The sequence below is a fragment of the uncultured Cetobacterium sp. genome, assembly GCF_947038635.1.
Lineage (GTDB): Bacteria > Fusobacteriota > Fusobacteriia > Fusobacteriales > Fusobacteriaceae > Cetobacterium_A.
The window spans coordinates 1-16,065 of sequence record NZ_CAMQXC010000004.1; the positions used below are offsets into that span (position 1 = coordinate 1).

The 16,065-nt window shown below is 28.2% G+C and carries 16 protein-coding genes, 1 pseudogene and 1 riboswitch; of the genes and pseudogenes, 8 read left to right on the plus strand and 9 right to left on the minus strand.

Annotation, left to right across the window (positions count from 1 at the left end):
• A pseudogene (locus tag Q0V08_RS00840) lies at positions 1-804 on the minus strand (hypothetical protein); the annotation flags it as partial.
• A gap of 178 nt (positions 805-982) precedes the next feature.
• Between Q0V08_RS00840 and Q0V08_RS00845 the strand changes: the two are divergent.
• The 4 genes from Q0V08_RS00845 to Q0V08_RS00860 are packed head-to-tail and all read left to right on the plus strand — an operon-like array spanning position 983 to position 3,881.
• Complete coding sequence (locus Q0V08_RS00845) at positions 983-1,168, plus strand: DUF896 domain-containing protein (RefSeq protein ID WP_297431232.1); 186 nt, start codon at positions 983-985, stop codon at positions 1,166-1,168.
• A gap of 7 nt (positions 1,169-1,175) precedes the next feature.
• Positions 1,176-2,567 (plus strand): asparagine--tRNA ligase, encoded by a 1,392-nt coding sequence (asnS, locus tag Q0V08_RS00850; protein WP_297431234.1) that lies wholly within the window; start codon positions 1,176-1,178, stop codon positions 2,565-2,567.
• 16 nt (positions 2,568-2,583) lie between these two features.
• Positions 2,584-3,612, plus strand: a complete 1,029-nt coding sequence (locus Q0V08_RS00855; RefSeq protein ID WP_297431236.1) for an alpha/beta hydrolase-fold protein — start codon at positions 2,584-2,586, stop codon at positions 3,610-3,612.
• Positions 3,613-3,617: 5 nt separating this feature from the next.
• Complete coding sequence (locus Q0V08_RS00860) at positions 3,618-3,881, plus strand: hypothetical protein (protein ID WP_297431238.1); 264 nt, start codon at positions 3,618-3,620, stop codon at positions 3,879-3,881.
• A 25-nt stretch (positions 3,882-3,906) separates the two neighbouring features.
• On the opposite strand, the gene Q0V08_RS00865 is transcribed toward Q0V08_RS00860, so the two are convergent.
• The 5 genes from Q0V08_RS00865 to Q0V08_RS00885 form a co-directional block, all read right to left on the minus strand.
• Positions 3,907-5,106, minus strand: a complete 1,200-nt coding sequence (locus Q0V08_RS00865) for a bifunctional 3,4-dihydroxy-2-butanone-4-phosphate synthase/GTP cyclohydrolase II (RefSeq protein WP_297431240.1) — start codon at positions 5,104-5,106, stop codon at positions 3,907-3,909.
• Between the two features lie 17 nt (positions 5,107-5,123).
• Positions 5,124-5,780, minus strand: coding sequence for a riboflavin synthase (locus Q0V08_RS00870; RefSeq protein WP_297431242.1), 657 nt, complete (start codon positions 5,778-5,780; stop codon positions 5,124-5,126).
• Positions 5,765-6,862 carry a bifunctional diaminohydroxyphosphoribosylaminopyrimidine deaminase/5-amino-6-(5-phosphoribosylamino)uracil reductase RibD gene (gene ribD, locus Q0V08_RS00875; protein ID WP_297431244.1) on the minus strand — a complete coding sequence of 366 codons (1,098 nt, stop codon included), beginning with the start codon at positions 6,860-6,862 and terminating at the stop codon, positions 5,765-5,767. The genes Q0V08_RS00870 and ribD overlap by 16 nt, the downstream gene beginning before the upstream one ends.
• Positions 6,863-6,864: 2 nt before the next feature.
• The gene (gene ribE, locus Q0V08_RS00880) at positions 6,865-7,338 is read right to left on the minus strand and encodes a 6,7-dimethyl-8-ribityllumazine synthase (RefSeq protein ID WP_023049816.1); all 474 of its coding nucleotides are present in this window, start codon (positions 7,336-7,338) and stop codon (positions 6,865-6,867) included.
• 88 nt (positions 7,339-7,426) lie between these two features.
• A riboswitch (FMN riboswitch) is annotated at positions 7,427-7,556 on the minus strand.
• 61 nt (positions 7,557-7,617) lie between these two features.
• Positions 7,618-8,427 (minus strand): N-acetylmuramoyl-L-alanine amidase, encoded by an 810-nt coding sequence (locus Q0V08_RS00885; RefSeq protein ID WP_366099763.1) that lies wholly within the window; start codon positions 8,425-8,427, stop codon positions 7,618-7,620.
• Between the two features lie 177 nt (positions 8,428-8,604).
• Here Q0V08_RS00885 and Q0V08_RS00890 point away from each other — a divergent pair, with 177 nt between their 5' ends.
• Complete coding sequence (locus Q0V08_RS00890) at positions 8,605-8,880, plus strand: HU family DNA-binding protein (protein WP_023049818.1); 276 nt, start codon at positions 8,605-8,607, stop codon at positions 8,878-8,880.
• A gap of 131 nt (positions 8,881-9,011) precedes the next feature.
• On the plus strand, positions 9,012-11,075 hold the full coding sequence (fusA, locus tag Q0V08_RS00895) for an elongation factor G (protein ID WP_297431248.1): 2,064 nt from the start codon (positions 9,012-9,014) through the stop codon (positions 11,073-11,075).
• 33 nt (positions 11,076-11,108) lie between these two features.
• Here fusA and Q0V08_RS00900 read toward each other — a convergent pair whose 3' ends face one another.
• From Q0V08_RS00900 to Q0V08_RS00910, 3 genes are all read right to left on the minus strand, one after another.
• Positions 11,109-12,074, minus strand: a complete 966-nt coding sequence (locus Q0V08_RS00900; RefSeq protein ID WP_023049820.1) for a magnesium transporter CorA family protein — start codon at positions 12,072-12,074, stop codon at positions 11,109-11,111.
• A gap of 23 nt (positions 12,075-12,097) precedes the next feature.
• The gene (locus Q0V08_RS00905) at positions 12,098-13,192 is read right to left on the minus strand and encodes a DNA polymerase III subunit beta (RefSeq protein ID WP_297431251.1); all 1,095 of its coding nucleotides are present in this window, start codon (positions 13,190-13,192) and stop codon (positions 12,098-12,100) included.
• A gap of 106 nt (positions 13,193-13,298) precedes the next feature.
• Complete coding sequence (locus Q0V08_RS00910) at positions 13,299-14,327, minus strand: extracellular solute-binding protein (RefSeq protein ID WP_297431253.1); 1,029 nt, start codon at positions 14,325-14,327, stop codon at positions 13,299-13,301.
• 162 nt (positions 14,328-14,489) lie between these two features.
• Here Q0V08_RS00910 and Q0V08_RS00915 point away from each other — a divergent pair, with 162 nt between their 5' ends.
• Together Q0V08_RS00915 and Q0V08_RS00920 are read left to right on the plus strand one after the other, a co-directional pair.
• A complete protein-coding gene (locus Q0V08_RS00915; RefSeq protein ID WP_297431255.1) occupies positions 14,490-15,254 on the plus strand; it encodes an RNA methyltransferase in 765 nt (254 codons plus the stop codon).
• Between the two features lie 18 nt (positions 15,255-15,272).
• The gene (locus Q0V08_RS00920) at positions 15,273-16,052 is read left to right on the plus strand and encodes a Cof-type HAD-IIB family hydrolase (protein WP_297431257.1); all 780 of its coding nucleotides are present in this window, start codon (positions 15,273-15,275) and stop codon (positions 16,050-16,052) included.
• The last annotated feature ends 13 nt before the right edge of the window (positions 16,053-16,065 follow it).

Genomic DNA, 16,065 nt, shown 5'->3' on the forward strand with positions numbered 1-16,065 from the left:
ACCTTGTATACTGTTTTTAAAAAAATTATTTAATGTAATAGTGGAATTACCAATTAAAGCCATTGCTAAAAAGTAAGAAGCTGAAGACATATCCCCCTCAATTAAATATTCATCTATATTATATTCCTGTGGAGATATACTTATTGAGTTATTATGGTAATTAAAGTTAACTCCAAAATCATTCATCATAGCTAAAGTCATATTTATATATGGTTTTGATACAACTTTTCCACTTAACTCAATTTCAATAGAATTCTTGAAGTTAGGGGCAGCCATAAGAATTGAAGATATATATTGACTACTTTTACTTCCATCAATTTTGACATAATTTGCAAAAACTCCTTTAGAAGTTATACGAATTGGGGGATAACCATGATTGTTTAAATATTCGACATTAATTCCCAATTGAATTAAAGAATCAACTAAATCTTTAATTGGCCTTTGGTTCATACGATCATTACCGTATAAAGTAGCAGTTCCTTCTCCTGTAGCTAAATAGGAACTTAAAAATCTCATAGCAGTTCCGGCATTTCCAATATATAAACTTAAATTCTCATATTTTGGATTTTTATTTCCTGTAATTTTAAGTGTTTTATTTATTTCATCGATTTCAATAGTATTATTTAAAGCTCTTAAAGCATCAATCATATATTTTGTATCGTCACTTAAGAGAATATTTTTCAAAATTATTGTCTTTCCTGAAAGAGCTGAAAGAATAAGAGCTCTATTTGTTATTGATTTCGAACCTGGGATATCAATTGTAGCTTTGAAATTTGTTATTGGGTTTGGTTGGAAATAATTCATTAAAAATTTCAACTCCTTTAATAAAATGTATTTAGATTATAACAATTTTTATATAAAATTAATACAAGAAAAATATTCTTTTTACCAATACAAGCAAATTGACAAAATATTAAATAAGCGGTATAATTACTCTAAAAGTTTAATAAGACTATATAGTTATGTAGTTTGGAGGAACAATATGGAAATGAAAGATATTATAGAGATGGTTAATTATTTTTCTAGTCAAGCGAAAAAAAGAGAGCTAACAGCTGAAGAGAAGCTTGAAAGAGAAAAATATAGAAAGTTATATTTAGAGCAATTTAAAGCGCAAGTAAAACAAAAATTAGATAGCATCGAAATTGTCGATGAATCAAAGATGATATAGGGGGCAAATGATGAAACAATTAGTTAAAACTCTTTATAGAGAAACAGAAAAATATTTAGACCAAGAAGTTGAGTTATCAGGTTGGGTAAGAAAGATAAGATCACAAAAAAACTTTGGATTTATAGAATTAAATGATGGAAGCTTTTTCAAAGGTGTACAAATAGTATTTGATACAAATTTACCAAATTTTGACGAAATTTCAAGACTTTCAATATCATCGTCAATAATTGTAAAAGGTATAGTAGTTAGATCTCAAGGTGCAGGACAAAATTTTGAAATTCAAGCTAAAGAGATTGAGATTTTTCAAAAAGCTGATTTAGATTATCCACTACAAAATAAAAGACACTCTTTTGAATTCTTAAGAACAATTGCACATTTAAGACCTAGAACAAATACATTCTCTGCAGTATTCAGAGTAAGATCAGTTTTAGCTTATGCAATTCATAAGTTTTTCCAAGAGAATGGATTTGTATATACACATACACCAATTATTACAGGATCAGATTGTGAGGGTGCAGGAGAGATGTTTAGAGTAACAACTCTTGATTTAAATGATGTACCTAAAACTGAAGAAGGTAAGGTTGATGTAACAAAAGACTTCTTTGGAAAAGAAACAAACTTAACAGTAAGTGGTCAATTAAACGGAGAGACTTATTGTTCTGCATTTAGAAATATATATACATTTGGACCAACATTTAGAGCAGAACAATCAAATACTTCAAGACATGCTGCTGAATTTTGGATGATAGAACCAGAAATAGCTTTTGCAGACTTAGAGGGTAACATGGAACTAGCAGAAGCAATGGTAAAATATATAATTAAGTATGTAATGGATGAATGTCCTGAAGAGATGGAATTTTTCAATCAGTTTATTGAAAAAGGATTATTTGATAAATTAAATAATGTATTAAATAATGATTTTGGAAGAGTAACATATACAGAAGCGATAGATATTTTAGTAAACTCAGGAAAGAAGTTTGATTACCCTGTTAAGTGGGGAATTGATTTACAAAGTGAGCACGAAAGATTTTTATCAGAAGAACATTTTAAAAGACCAGTGTTTGTAACAGATTATCCAAAAGAAATTAAGGCATTTTACATGAAATTAAATAAAGATGGAAAAACAGTTAGAGCAATGGATCTTTTAGCTCCAGGAATTGGAGAAATAATAGGTGGATCACAAAGAGAAGATAATATAGAAGTGTTAGAAGAGAGAATGGCAGAAGCTGGATTAAGTACCGATGATTATGGATTCTATTTAGACTTAAGAAGATTTGGAAGTTTCCCTCACTCAGGATATGGATTAGGATTTGAAAGAATGATTATGTATGTAACAGGAATAACGAATATAAGAGACGTAATACCATTCCCTAGAACTCCAAATAATGCTGAGTTTTAATTATTGAGGAAGAAGAATGATATTAGAAATACTAGTTTTTCTAGTTTTTATTTCACTACTTTTTTATACTGTAACATATCCATATAATTTTAAATTAAATAGAAAATTAAAAAGAGTTCTTAATTTTCCTCAAGTTGAAAAAATAATAGATACAAAGTCTAGATGTTTAGAATTTTCGCATAAAGAACTATCAGATGAGTTCACTATAGAAGAAAAATATTTAGAAACTAGGTACACAACTGAAAAGATGAGGGTATTAATAGTAAAACCAAAGGGAGTATCAGAGACTCCCTTGTGTCTAGTTCTTCTTCATGGAATAAGAGATAAAGCTGAAGATTGGATATACAAAGCAAAATTACGTGAAAATTATCTAAGTTTAAAGAAAAGAGGAAAAGTAAAGGATATTATTTTTATTCTTCCTGACTCAGGATATAATGGTGAAAGTTGGTATACTAATTTTTATAATGATAAATCTCATCAATATGAAGAGTTTTTTTCAAAAGATTTGACAAGTTTTATCGAAAAAGAATATCCTAATTCTAAAAAAGGTATTGGTGGATTTTCTATGGGTGGTTATGGTGCATTAAAAATTGGACTTAAAAATTTAGAATCATATGATGTTATAGCTAGTTTTTCAGGGGCTATAAGTTTGATTAGAATGAGTATAAATCGTAGAGTTATGAGAATTTTTAGATATTTATATGTGCCAAAATTTTTATTTAATGATGTAAATAAGGCTCATTTCATGAAAGTATTTAGTCCTTGGGGATATAAAATTTTAAAAAATGATCCATATAGTATAATAAAAAAAACTAATCCTGAGAGATATAAGGGAAAAAAGTTTTATTTAAGTGTTGGTTCAGAAGATAAAAAACCTTATTTAATGTTTCAACAATGGCTTGATGTTGTAGGTAGAGCTAAAAAATATGGATTAGATTTTAAAGGGAAAATTTATGAAAATGAATATCATACATGGGAATATATATCAAAAGATATATATAATTTTTTAGTGTTTTTTACAGAAGAAACAAAAAGAAGGAAGTAGATATAATGAAATACTTATTAATATTGAGTATGTTATTATTTACAGGATGTTTTTCATTGGGGATAAAAGGCGAGTATAAAAGTTATCAAAATGAATTTTATGATATGGTAGCAAAACCTTTTAAGGAAAAAGAGAGAGATGAGTTAGAAAGTCAATTTAAAGACTTAAAGACAAAAGTTTCAGCTAGTGATTACTCAAAAAAGGATAAAGAAAAACTAGAAAGTGGTATAGAATATTATTTGATGGTTTTAGAAGATTTAAAAGATTAAGGCTTGAGTTTACTCAAGCCTTTTTTTAATTTATTTTAAACAGATGATTCATTTTTTCTCTTTTTGTTTTTAAATATTTAGAGTTACAACTATTTGAAGGAAATTCAATATGTGTTCTGTGATTAATTTTAATACCATACTTTTCTAAATCATTTATTTTTTTAGGATTATTAGTCATTAGATTAATGCTTTTTATATTTAAAAGTTTTATCATTTGAGCAGCTACAGCAAAATCTCTTAAGTCAGGATCAAATCCTAATAGAGTATTAGCTTCAACAGTATCTTTACCTTGAGCTTGAAGATTGTAAGCTTTTATTTTATTAAGAAGACCAATACCTCTTCCTTCTTGTCTCATATATAAAAGAACTCCAGAACCATGATTAACAATATTTTCAAGAGACTTATCTAATTGGCTACCACAATCACATTTTAATGAACCAAAAGCATCACCTGTTAAGCATTCTGAATGTACACGTAAAAGTACATCCTCTTGATTATCAATATCGCCATAAACTAATGCAACATGCTCTTTATAATCAATAGTGTTTGAAAAACCGATTAGTCTGAATGTGCCGTGTTTTGTAGGTAAAGGTGCTTCGCAAACTAATTCAGTTTGGAATTCTGTTTTTTTTCTATACTCAATTAAATCTTCAATTGTAATCATCTTTAAATCATGAAATTTACAAAACTCAATTAAATCAGGAACACGTGCCATTTCGCCATCTTCCTTTATAATTTCACAAATAACACCACAACCGCTAAAACCTGCTAATTTAGCAAGATCAACAGAAGCTTCAGTATGTCCAGGACGTTCAATTACTCCTCCATTTTTAGCTATTAGAGGGAAAATATGACCTGGTTTTTTAAACTCAACGCCAGATTTAGAATTAAAAGCTAAATCTCTTATGGTATTATATCTATCTTCAACAGAGATTCCAGTAGTAGTTCCAGCTAAAGAGTCTACAGAAACCGTAAAAGCAGTTTGATGAGAATCACTATTGTTAAAAACCATGGGAGTTAAGTCAAGCTCTTTAGCTCTTTTTTCTTCAAGAGGAACACAAACTAGACCTCTTCCATATTTTATCATAAAATTAATATTTTCTTTAGAAATAATATCTCCGACACCAACAAGGTCTCCCTCATTTTCTCTATTTTCATTATCAACAACAACTATTAACTTTCCATTTTTTAAATCATTAATAGCATCTTCTATTTTATTAAACATATTAAACCTCCTTAATATTAGAAAAATCCATTTTCAGCTAAAAAACTTTTAGAAAGATTTGAACTAGATTTTTCATTTGTTTTTTCTCTACTTAGGAGTAGTTTTTCAAGATGTTTTGCAATTAAATCAGTTTCAATATTTATAATATCTCCAACATTTTTAAAACCTAAAGTTATAGATTTTTGTGTATGAGGGATTAATGAAACTGTTAAAGTTGAATCATTTAATGAAGCAACAGTCAAGCTAGCTCCATCAAGAGTAATACGTCCCTTATAAACAACATATTTCATAAACTCTAAAGGAATTTCAATTGTATATTTTTGTGCAAACCCATCATTGGAGATTGAGATTATTTTTCCGCAACAATCAACATCTCCTGTAACAAGATGTCCACCTAAATAAGATTGTAAAGTTAAAGATTTTTCTAAATTAACTAAATCTCCAATCTTTAAATTTTTTAAAGATGAAACTTTTAAAGATTCATTCATTATATTAGCTGTAAAAGTTGTATTAGATAGTTTAACAACAGTTAAACATACACCATTTGTAGCAATACTATCTCCAATAGCTGCCTTTTGTAAAACTTTATTACATGAGATAGTTATATTTGCACCTTGTGGAGTTTTATCAATAGAAATAACTTTTCCAAGCTCTTCAATTAAACCGGTAAACATCCGTCCTCCTTATAAAACTCAAATCCAACATTATCATCGTAAATATTTATTTTAATATTTTTTAAAGTAATTCCCTCATCAATCATAGTAGGAGAAAAGCCAGTTAGAAACGGTATGGCAAGATTATCTCCTAGTATTTTAGGAGCAATAATAAACTCGCCACCATCGTAAAGATTTTCTTTAAAAAAAGATGAAATCACTCCTGAACCGCCTTCGACTAATATAGAATCGATATTATAAGAACCTATTTTTTTTAAAATATCTTCTAAATTTTCATTTTCTGAAAAAGTTATAAATTTTATTGAAAATTTTTCTGAAAATAATTGAAATTTTTCTAAATTAATATTTTTTTCAGATGTAATAATAAAAGTTTTTTGATCATCATTATTATTTATTATACTATATTTTTCTGAGATTATTAAATCTTTATCTAAAATTAATCTAGAAGGATTACGATTACCTAGAACTTTACATCTAAGAGAAGGATTGTCTTGAATAACAGTATTTGCTCCAACTAAAATTCCAGAGAAAAAATTTCGATATTTTTCTACTTTATCTCGTGCTAAAGAGTTTGTAATCCATTGTGAAGAAAAAGCTTGAGTAGCTATTTTACCATCAAGTGTTATCCCTGTTTTTATAAAAATATATGGAATTTTATTTTTTATATACTTAAAGAAAACTTTATTTAAATTTTTAGCTTCATTTTCTAAGACGCCTACGATAACTTCAACACCAGCTTCTTCTAATTGTTTTACACCTCGACCGCTAACTAATGGATTAGGGTCTAAAGTTGCAATAACGCATTTTTTTATTTTAGACTTGATAATAAGATCAGTACATGGTGGTGTTTTTCCATAGTGAGAACAAGGCTCTAAAGTAACATAAAGAGTACATCCTTCAGTATCATTAGATTTATTTAAAGTATTAACTTCAGCATGTGGGCCACCATAAAATTCATGGTATCCCATTGCTAGAATTTTATTATCTTTAACTAGAACAGCTCCAACAAGCGGATTAGGATTAACAGCACCTATGCCTTTTTTAGCTTCGTTAATAGCTATTTCCATAAAGTAATTATGCATAATTATTCCTCTGAAATACTTCTAATAAGATTAACAGTTTCAATGGCAGAAAGTCCAGCTTCAAACCCTTTATTTCCAGCTTTTGTACCAGCTCTTTCAATAGCTTCTTCAATTGAATTAACAGTTAATACACCAAAGATTACTGGAATTCCAGAATCCAAAGATATCGATGCTACGCCTTTAGAAACTTCTGAACAAACATAATCAAAATGTGGAGTAGCTCCTCTAATTACAGCTCCAAGAGCAATAACAACATCAAACTTTTTAGTTTCAACCATTTTTTTTGCAATAAGAGGAATTTCAAAAGCTCCTGGAACCCAAGAAACATGTATATTCTCCTCATTAACTGAATGTCTTTTTAAAGCATCAATTGAACCAGATAAAAGCTTAGATACAATAAATTCATTGAATCTAGCACAAACGATACCTACCTTTAAATTTTCACCTATAAAATTTCCCTCATAAATTTTTACCATTTTTAGTCCTCCTCAAATTTTTTATAAAAAAAAACCGAAGATAGACTTCGGGCTTAAAAATAAATAAATTAGAAAATTGTGCATAAAAAAAACACTTCTTCCATCCAGACTATACTGTCGGTTTTGGAGTTTCACCAAATCAAACCCGAAGGTTTCGCGGACTATCACCGCCGGTCGGGAATTGCTAGTTAAAAGCTCACCCTGCCCTGAAGTTTATCTATCATATTTTATTATTGTTGACTTGATTATAAAACATCAATAGTTATTTTGTCAATAAAATTATTTGTATTTTTTATTTAATGCCTTTATAATAGCAAAAGTTTCAAGGTCAAAAACACCATCAACTTTTCTAGGTCTAAAGTGCATTTGGAATGCAGAAACCACTTTTTTACTTTGTAAATCCCAATTATCAGTTGAATTAATATCATATCCATATTTACGTAATTCATCTTTTAAATCTTTAATTGAATATGAATTAAAAAGATCTTGTGAATAAAAAGTATTAAAATCTTTTTTCTCAAACCAAGCACCAACACCATAATGATCATAAAGGTGTTTCCATGGGAATTTTGGACCAGGATCAAACTTTCTAGTAGGAGCAATATCAGAATGTCCTAAAATATATTTAGGATTAATCTTATATTTAGTAGTAAGTTCTCTTAATAACATTCCAATTTTAAAAACTTGGGCATCGTTATAGGGATAAAACATAGCTGTGTCAACAATTCCCTCTTTTAAATTTGCTGTTTTTTGTTTGCTAGCACTTGAATAACCTAAATTAGAGATTTCAATTCCAATTGAATTATCGTTTAGATTTTTGTAGCCATCAAAGGAACTAGTTCCAGCATGCCAAGCCCTTTGAGTATCGGGTACTAAAGAGTAAACAGAATCATACCTTTCTTGGGTAACTAAATAATGAGAACTAACATTATTTTTTGTTAAGGCAGTGATTGAACGTTCATCATTTAAAGCAGTGTAGTGTAAAATAACAAACCGAACTCTTTCGTTATAAGATTTTGATTTGTATTTAGACGAATTAACACTGTATTTTAGCGATGTGCACGAAGATAAAACAAGGGTTAAAAGCAAAAAAACTATTTTTTTAATCATATTAAGAACATCCTTTCCTTTGGTATGATTTGATTATATACCAAAATGTCAAAAAAATCCAAAAAAACCTAAAAAACATTTGAAATTAATTGGTTTATATGATATAAATGACTGTACTTAATTACAATAATAGAAGCATTTTAGGAGGAAAATATAATGACAAAAAAAGAATTCGCAAAAGTATTATTTGAAAAAGGTGTATTCTCTTCAAAAGCTGAAGCAGAAAGAAAGTTAGATTCAGTTCTAGTTACAATAGAGGAGACTTTACAAGCTGGAGAGGAAATCAACTTCATCGGATGGGGAAAATTTGAGGTAGTTGAAAGACCTGAAAGAACTGGAAGAAACCCTAAAACTGGAGAAGAAATTAAAATAGAAGCTAAGAAAACTGTAAAGTTTAAAGCTGGAAAGTCTTTAGTAGACAAAATGAACTAATATTTAATTATTTAAGCCGAGATTATTTCTCGGCTTTTTTTATATGTTTTAGAAATTGCTATTGACTTATTAAGAAATATTAGCTATATAAGTACTAACGTAAAAAATCTCTTAAAATAGGAGGAACAATTATGATTAGTTATGAAATGAGTGAGATAAGAAATATAACTCTTTTGGGGCATCGTGGAAGTGGAAAAAGTAGCTTAGTAGAGGCCATGCTATACATATCTAATACAACCCCTAAAATGGGGAGTGTTGACTCTCAAACAAGTATATCAGATTTTGATAAAGAGGAAATGAAACAGGGATTTTCAATTAATACGTCAGTTATACCTCTTGAATATTTAGGTCATAAATATAATATATTAGATACACCAGGATATTCAGATTTTTCAGGAGAAGTTTCGTCAGCTTTGGCAGTTTCAGGAGGAGCAGTTTTAGTTATTAATGGTGCAGCTGGAGTGGAAGTAGGAACAGAGAGAGCATGGAGATTACTTGAAGAAGCAGGTATTCCAAGAGTTATCTTCATCAATAAAATGAATAAAGGAGTTCATAACTATGAAAAACTTCTTTATGATATGAAAGAGAAATTTGGTAAGAAAGTAGCACCATTTTGTATACCAATAGGATTTGAAGAGGAGTTTAAAGGTTTTGTAAATGTTGTGGATTTAAAAGGAAGAATTTTTAATGGTGAATCATGTGAAGATGCCCCAATTCCAGAAGATATAGATGTAGCAGAAGTAAGAAATCTTTTGTTAGAGGCAATTGCTGAAACTGACGAAAATCTTTTAAATAAGTATTTTTCAGGAGAGGATTTTACTGAGGAAGAGATTAAACAAGGATTACATAATGGTGTTGTTAATGGTGAAATTGTTCCTGTTATTATTGGGTCTGCAAGTAATGGAATAGGTGTTCGAACTCTTTTTGAAATGCTATATAACTATTTACCTACACCTTTAGAGGTAAATGGAGGTATAAAAATAGGTTATACAACAAATAAAAGTGAGATGTTAACAAGAAAAGTTGCAGTAGATGAACCATTCTCCGCAGTTATATTTAAAACAATAGTAGATCCATATATGGGGAAAATATCTTTGTTTAAAGTTAATTCAGGAGTTATTAAAAAAGATGATGAAGTATTAATTTCAAATAAAGGGATAAAAGTTAAAATAGGAAATATTTCATTCTTTAGAGGTGGAAAACAATTACCAGCAGAAGAGGTTAGAGCAGGAGATATAGGTGCTATGACGAAGATTCAAGAGGCTCAGACGGGAGATACTCTATGTGATAAAGATAATGTTATTTTATATCAAGTAATAGAGTTTCCAAAGCCATGTTTATATATGTCCATCGTTCCAAAAGAAAAAAGTGATGATGATAAGTTAAGTGGAGCACTTCAAAGATTAATGGATGAAGATCCATCTTTTTCAATAGGAAGAAATTATGAAACAAAAGAGTTAATAATTGGTGGACAAGGAGAAAAGCACCTTAATATACTTCTTAATAAACTTGAAAATAAATTTGGTGTAAATGCTTTATTGAAAGAGCCAGAAGTTTCTTATAGAGAAACAATTAAAAATAGCGTTGAAGCTCAAGGTAGACATAAAAAGCAATCGGGAGGAGCAGGACAATTTGGAGAAGTATTTATAAAATTTGAACCAAATAGTGATGAGTTTGGATTTTATGATAATATTCATGGTGGAGTAGTTCCTAAAACTTATATTCCAGCAGTAGAAAAAGGATTGTTGGAAGCAAAAAATAAAGGTAAATTAGCGGGGTATCCAGTAATAAATATAAAGGCAACATTGTATGATGGATCGTATCATCCTGTAGATTCAAATGAAATATCATTTAAGCAAGCAGCCATATTAGCGTTTAGAAAAGGGATGGAGACAGCTAAGTGTGTTATATTAGAGCCAATTGTAAAAATGGAGATAGTAGCTCCTGATGAATATATAGGAGATATTATGGGAGATATGAATAAAAGAAGAGGAAGAATTTTAGGAATGGAACCAAAAGCTTACTCTGAGCAACTTTTAACTGTAGAAGTTCCTGAAAGCGAGATATTAAAATATGCAATAGATTTAAAATCTTTAACTCAGGGCAGAGGAAGATTTGAATATAGTTTCTTAAAATATGAGGAACTTCAAGAAAATTTAGCACAAAAAATAATAGAAATAAGAAAAAATAAGTAATAAAAGAGGCTCTGATAAACAGAGCCTTTTCAATTAAAATAGTTCTTTTTTAAATAAAATCCATGTTATTATAATTCCGCAAGCAAATGCTACAAGTAGAACCCAAAGAAAACCATAGGTATCTGAAGCAAAAGGAACACCACCTACGTTCATTCCCCAAAGTCCAGAAACAACAGTAGGAATGGCAAATACAATTGTAATAGAAGTAAGTTTTTTCATTACTATATTAAGGTTGTTTGACATAACTGTAGAAAAAGCATCTCGAGTACTACCTAAAATACTTGAATAAATATTTGCCATTTCAATAGCCTGTTTAGTTTCTATTATAACATCTTCAAGAAGCTCTAAATCATCTGGGTATCTTTTTACAATTTCAGTTCTCATCATTCTTTCAAGAACGGCTTCATTTGATTTTAAAGATGTAGTAAAATAAACCAAACTTTTTTCCAATTCAAGAAGAAGCATAAGTTCTTGGTTTCTAAGGTTATTTTTTAGCTGCCTTTCAATATTATCACTTATTCTTCCAATTTGTTTTAGATAAAGTAAGAAATATGTAGAGTTTCTAAAAAGCATTTGTAAAATAAACCTTGTTTTTTTAAATGTAAAAAAACTTTTAATCCTTCCTTGAACAAACTCCTCAATAAGAGAGAGTTTAACAGTAGATACAGTTAAAATATGATCTTTCAATAAAATTATTCCAAGTGGAACAGTAGTGAAAGAACAACGATTATTTTCATCATGAATGGGAACATCAATAATAACTAAGATTATATCATCATCAATTTCTAAACGAGCTTTCTCCTCTTCGTCAAGAGCAGCTCGAATATGTTCTTCAGGAATATCAAAGCTATTAGTAACAACTCTAATTTCCTCTTCTGTAGGATTTGAAAGATGAATCCATGTATTCTTTTCAGTTAATTTTTCAACTTCAAGTGTTTCAGAAATTGAGAAAAGTTTTTTTTCTAAAATATCATTATGACTTTTGTAAATTTTTATCATAAAAAACCGCCTAAAATTGAGTGTTAGTCTCTTAGTGCAAGAGGCATTAAAATATATTTATAAGAACTGTTATCTCCTTCAGTGATTTCAAACATAGCTGAAGAGGTATTTCCTTTAATAAAAACATTATTATTTAAATTTTCAACAAATTCAAAAAGGAATTTTATATTAAGAGAGCATTTAAAATCATCTCCATTTTTAATCATATCAACTTTTTGATTAATTTTTGCTTTACCAGAAGAAGCTGAAATAGAAAGTTTTTTACTTTTGAACTCTAAAATAGCACCATTTTTTGATTCATTACTAGTTCTTGCCACTGTTAAAACTTTTTTTAAAGCACTTTTGAAATCATTATAATTAAATTCCATCTCTTTACTAAAGCTATTTCCACAAAGAATAGCATCAAAGTTAGGAAACGGAAGAGTAGTTACTTTTGTAAGGAAGTAAGTATTTTTCCATAAGAAAATAAGGTTCTCACCATTTGAACCAATAGTTATATCTTCATTTAAATCTTTGATTAATTTACATAGAATATTAACAGATTCAAGAGGAATTGAAAAATCCTTTTCCAAAAGAGACTTGTTATCCGTTTTTAAATAAGTTAATCTATACGAATCTGTTGATACAAAAGAGATTCTATCTTCTCTAAAAAGAGTTCTAATACAGTTGATTGCTAAATTTTCTGTTGAAGGAGCAACTGAAAATTTTGTTCTTTCAAAACTTTTATAAAGTTCTTGAGGTGAAATTTTTGCAATTTCATCAACAAGTGGAAGTTTTAAATTTTCAGGGAAATTATCGTTATATAATAAAGTAAACTCAGCTAAGTGAATAGAAAGAATATCATTTTTAGATGATAAATTAATAGTTTCATCATCTAAAAGCTTAATATATTCTAAAGCTAAATTTGGTTTAAAAATAACTACGCCATCTTCAATTGTTTCGCAATAGACAGTTTTTATATAGTTAATGTCAAGGTTAGTACCTGTAAACGTTACTTTACCACTATTTGATTCTATTTTTAAACCAGAAATAATCGGTTTAATTGGATTATCTTTTAAAATATTAATAAATTCAGAGAAAATTTCAACTAGTTCATTTCTTCTAATATTAAAATTCATAGGGGGTCCTCCTAATTGTATTCTTTTCTAAAATTATACACTATAAATAAGAGTGTTACAAGAAATAAAAAAGTCTAACTTAAATTTTTAAGTTAGACTTTTAGGATTAATCAATAAGAATTTCTTGCCAATATTTACTTTGAAGATCTAGTGTATTTTTAATATCTCGTAAAATTTCAGTGTGTCTTAAATCATCTATTGAATATAGAGGCTCAACAGTGATAAGTTCTCTAGCAGGAACATTTATAGATGGAACTCTTAAATGTTCAGCAATTAATTTATAATTTTCAGGTCTTTGTACAAAATCTAAAAATTTATATGCAGCTTCTTTATTTGGTGCAGTTTTAGGTATAACAAATGAATCGATATAAGCTGTTCCACCTTTTTCAGGAATTACAAATTCAGTTGTTTCTAATTGCTCAGGAGTTAATTCATTTAAAACATTATCAGGATAGCAATGTACAACCCAGAAATCACCATTAGCAAAACCTTTACCAAAAGATTCTGAATCAAATTTGGCAATGTTTTTTTTCCATTCCTTTACAAGATTAGCCGCTTTAGATATAGCTGCTTCATCTTCAGTTGTCTGAGGATATCCTAAAGTTCCTAGAGCGGAAGTCATAACCTCTCTCATATCATCTAATAAAGTCATTTTTCCTTTATATTCAGCATTATTATAGATTGTAAAATCTCTTGGAAAATTTTTAACGTATTTAGTATTCACGGCTATAGTTGTAGCTCCCATTGCAAATGGAAAAGCATAATCGTTATTAGAATCAAAATATTGTAACTTTTCAAATACCATAGGATCTATATTATTTAATGATGGTAATTTAGATTTATCAAGTTTTTCAAGCATTCCATCATTCATTAAAATTTCAGCATAATCAGTTGAAGGTGTTAAGATATCATATCCAGATCCTCCAGCTTTAATTTTAGCAAACATCTCTTCATTTGATGAGTAAATATCTTCAATTACTTTAATACCTGTTTCTTTTTCAAAATCTTCATAAATTTTTGTGGGAATATAATCAGCCCATCCATAAAGATAAAGAACATTTTCATTTTTTTGTTTTTCGTTACCACATGAAAGCAGTAGAAAAACTAAAGATAATAAAGTTATTATTTTTTTCACTTAAACCTCCCTAAAATATAAATTATATAACCGTTAAAAATTGTATTATATTTTTTAAAGATAGTCAAGAATAATTACAGCTAAAGATTATTTAACTAGAAAATAGAACAAAATTAATGTATAATCTTATATAAAATATAATTAGTTTTAGGAGATATAATATTGGATATAATAACAAGTAAAGATAATGAACTTTTTAAGAGTTTAAAAAAATTAAAAGCAAAAAAATATAGAGAGTTAGATAAATTATTTTTGGCAGAAGGAAGAAAATTTTTAGAATTTCAAGAGATTCCTAAAGTAATAATATTTAAAGAGGGAGTTTCTGAAGAAAGTATAAAGTTATCTGAAAAATTTCAATGTAAAAAAATAATTTTAAGTGAAAAATTATTTAAAGAGTTAAGTTCTCAAGAAAATTCTCAAGGAGTTATCATTTGCTATAATTCTAAAGAACAAAATTTGGATTATTTAGATAAAAATATTATTATTTTAAATAGAGTAGCAGATCCAGGAAATTTAGGGACAATTATAAGAGTAGCGGATGCAGCTGGATTTAAGGATATAATTTTAACTAAGGGAAGCGTAGATTGCTATAATGAAAAAACTGTAAGGAGCAGTATGGGATCAATTTTAAGTATGAATATTTACTATTTAGAAGAGACAGATACTATACACTTATTGAAAGAAAAAGGTTATAAAATAATAGCTACAGCCTTAGAAAAAGATTCTATTCCATATACAAAAATGAAATTAGAAGAGAAGAATGCATTTATATTTGGAAATGAAGGCGATGGAATTTCTCAAAATATATTGCTAAAAAGTGATGAGAAAGTAATAATTCCAATTTATGGAAGTGCAGAATCATTAAATGTAGCTATGGCTACAGGAATTATTTTATATGATGTAAGAAATAGAATAGATAATAAATAAGTATTAGGGGAGATTTTGATGATAAAACTAGTTGTTACAGATATGGATGGAACATTTTTAAATGATAAAAAAGAGTTTTCAAATGAATTTTGGGAGATTCATTCAGAAATGGAAAAAAAGGGTATTAAATTTGTTGTAGCTAGTGGAAGGCAATATCAAAATTTAAGAAAAAATTTTGATAAGATAAAAAATAAAATAGTTTTCATTGCTGAAAATGGAAGTTATGTTGTAGAAAAAGAAAAAGAAATATATTCTAGAATATTATCAAAAGATATAATAAAAAAATATGTTGAAATAGGAAGAAAGATACCTACAACAAATGTGGTATTATGTGGTAAGAAATCTGCGTATATTGAATCGACTGAAATAGAATTTATTGCAGAAGTAGAAAAATATTATGAGGAAAGAAAAGTTGTTTCAAATCTTTTAGATTTTATAGATGATGAAATAATAAAAATTACTTATTGTGACTTAAGTGGAACAGAAAGAAATGTTTATCCCCATATAGAAAATGAGAAAGATTGTCAAATTGTTGTTTCAGGTGAAATTTGGTTAGATATAAGTCATTTAGAATCCAATAAAGGAATAGCGTTAGAAGCTCTTCAAAAAGAGCTGGGAGTAGATTATGAGGAAACTATGATTTTTGGAGATTATTTAAATGATTTAGAAATGTTAAAAAAAGGTAAATATAGTTTTGCAATGGAAAACGCACATGAGGAAATAAAGAAAATATCAAATTTTATAGCAAAAAGTAACAATGAAAATGGAGTTTTAGAGGAGCTGAAAAAAATTATTTAATCTTATTTTAAGG

Coding starts and splice junctions, on each gene's coding strand:
- Q0V08_RS00845 (WP_297431232.1), top strand. CDS start 983: ATGGAAATGAAAGATATTATAGAGATGGTTAATTATTTTTCTAGTCAA.
- asnS (WP_297431234.1), top strand. CDS start 1,176: ATGATGAAACAATTAGTTAAAACTCTTTATAGAGAAACAGAAAAATAT.
- Q0V08_RS00855 (WP_297431236.1), top strand. CDS start 2,584: ATGATATTAGAAATACTAGTTTTTCTAGTTTTTATTTCACTACTTTTT.
- Q0V08_RS00860 (WP_297431238.1), top strand. CDS start 3,618: ATGAAATACTTATTAATATTGAGTATGTTATTATTTACAGGATGTTTT.
- Q0V08_RS00865 (WP_297431240.1), bottom strand. CDS start 5,106: ATGTTTAATAAAATAGAAGATGCTATTAATGATTTAAAAAATGGAAAG.
- Q0V08_RS00870 (WP_297431242.1), bottom strand. CDS start 5,780: ATGTTTACCGGTTTAATTGAAGAGCTTGGAAAAGTTATTTCTATTGAT.
- ribD (WP_297431244.1), bottom strand. CDS start 6,862: ATGCATAATTACTTTATGGAAATAGCTATTAACGAAGCTAAAAAAGGC.
- ribE (WP_023049816.1), bottom strand. CDS start 7,338: ATGGTAAAAATTTATGAGGGAAATTTTATAGGTGAAAATTTAAAGGTA.
- Q0V08_RS00890 (WP_023049818.1), top strand. CDS start 8,605: ATGACAAAAAAAGAATTCGCAAAAGTATTATTTGAAAAAGGTGTATTC.
- fusA (WP_297431248.1), top strand. CDS start 9,012: ATGATTAGTTATGAAATGAGTGAGATAAGAAATATAACTCTTTTGGGG.
- Q0V08_RS00900 (WP_023049820.1), bottom strand. CDS start 12,074: ATGATAAAAATTTACAAAAGTCATAATGATATTTTAGAAAAAAAACTT.
- Q0V08_RS00905 (WP_297431251.1), bottom strand. CDS start 13,192: ATGAATTTTAATATTAGAAGAAATGAACTAGTTGAAATTTTCTCTGAA.
- Q0V08_RS00920 (WP_297431257.1), top strand. CDS start 15,273: ATGATAAAACTAGTTGTTACAGATATGGATGGAACATTTTTAAATGAT.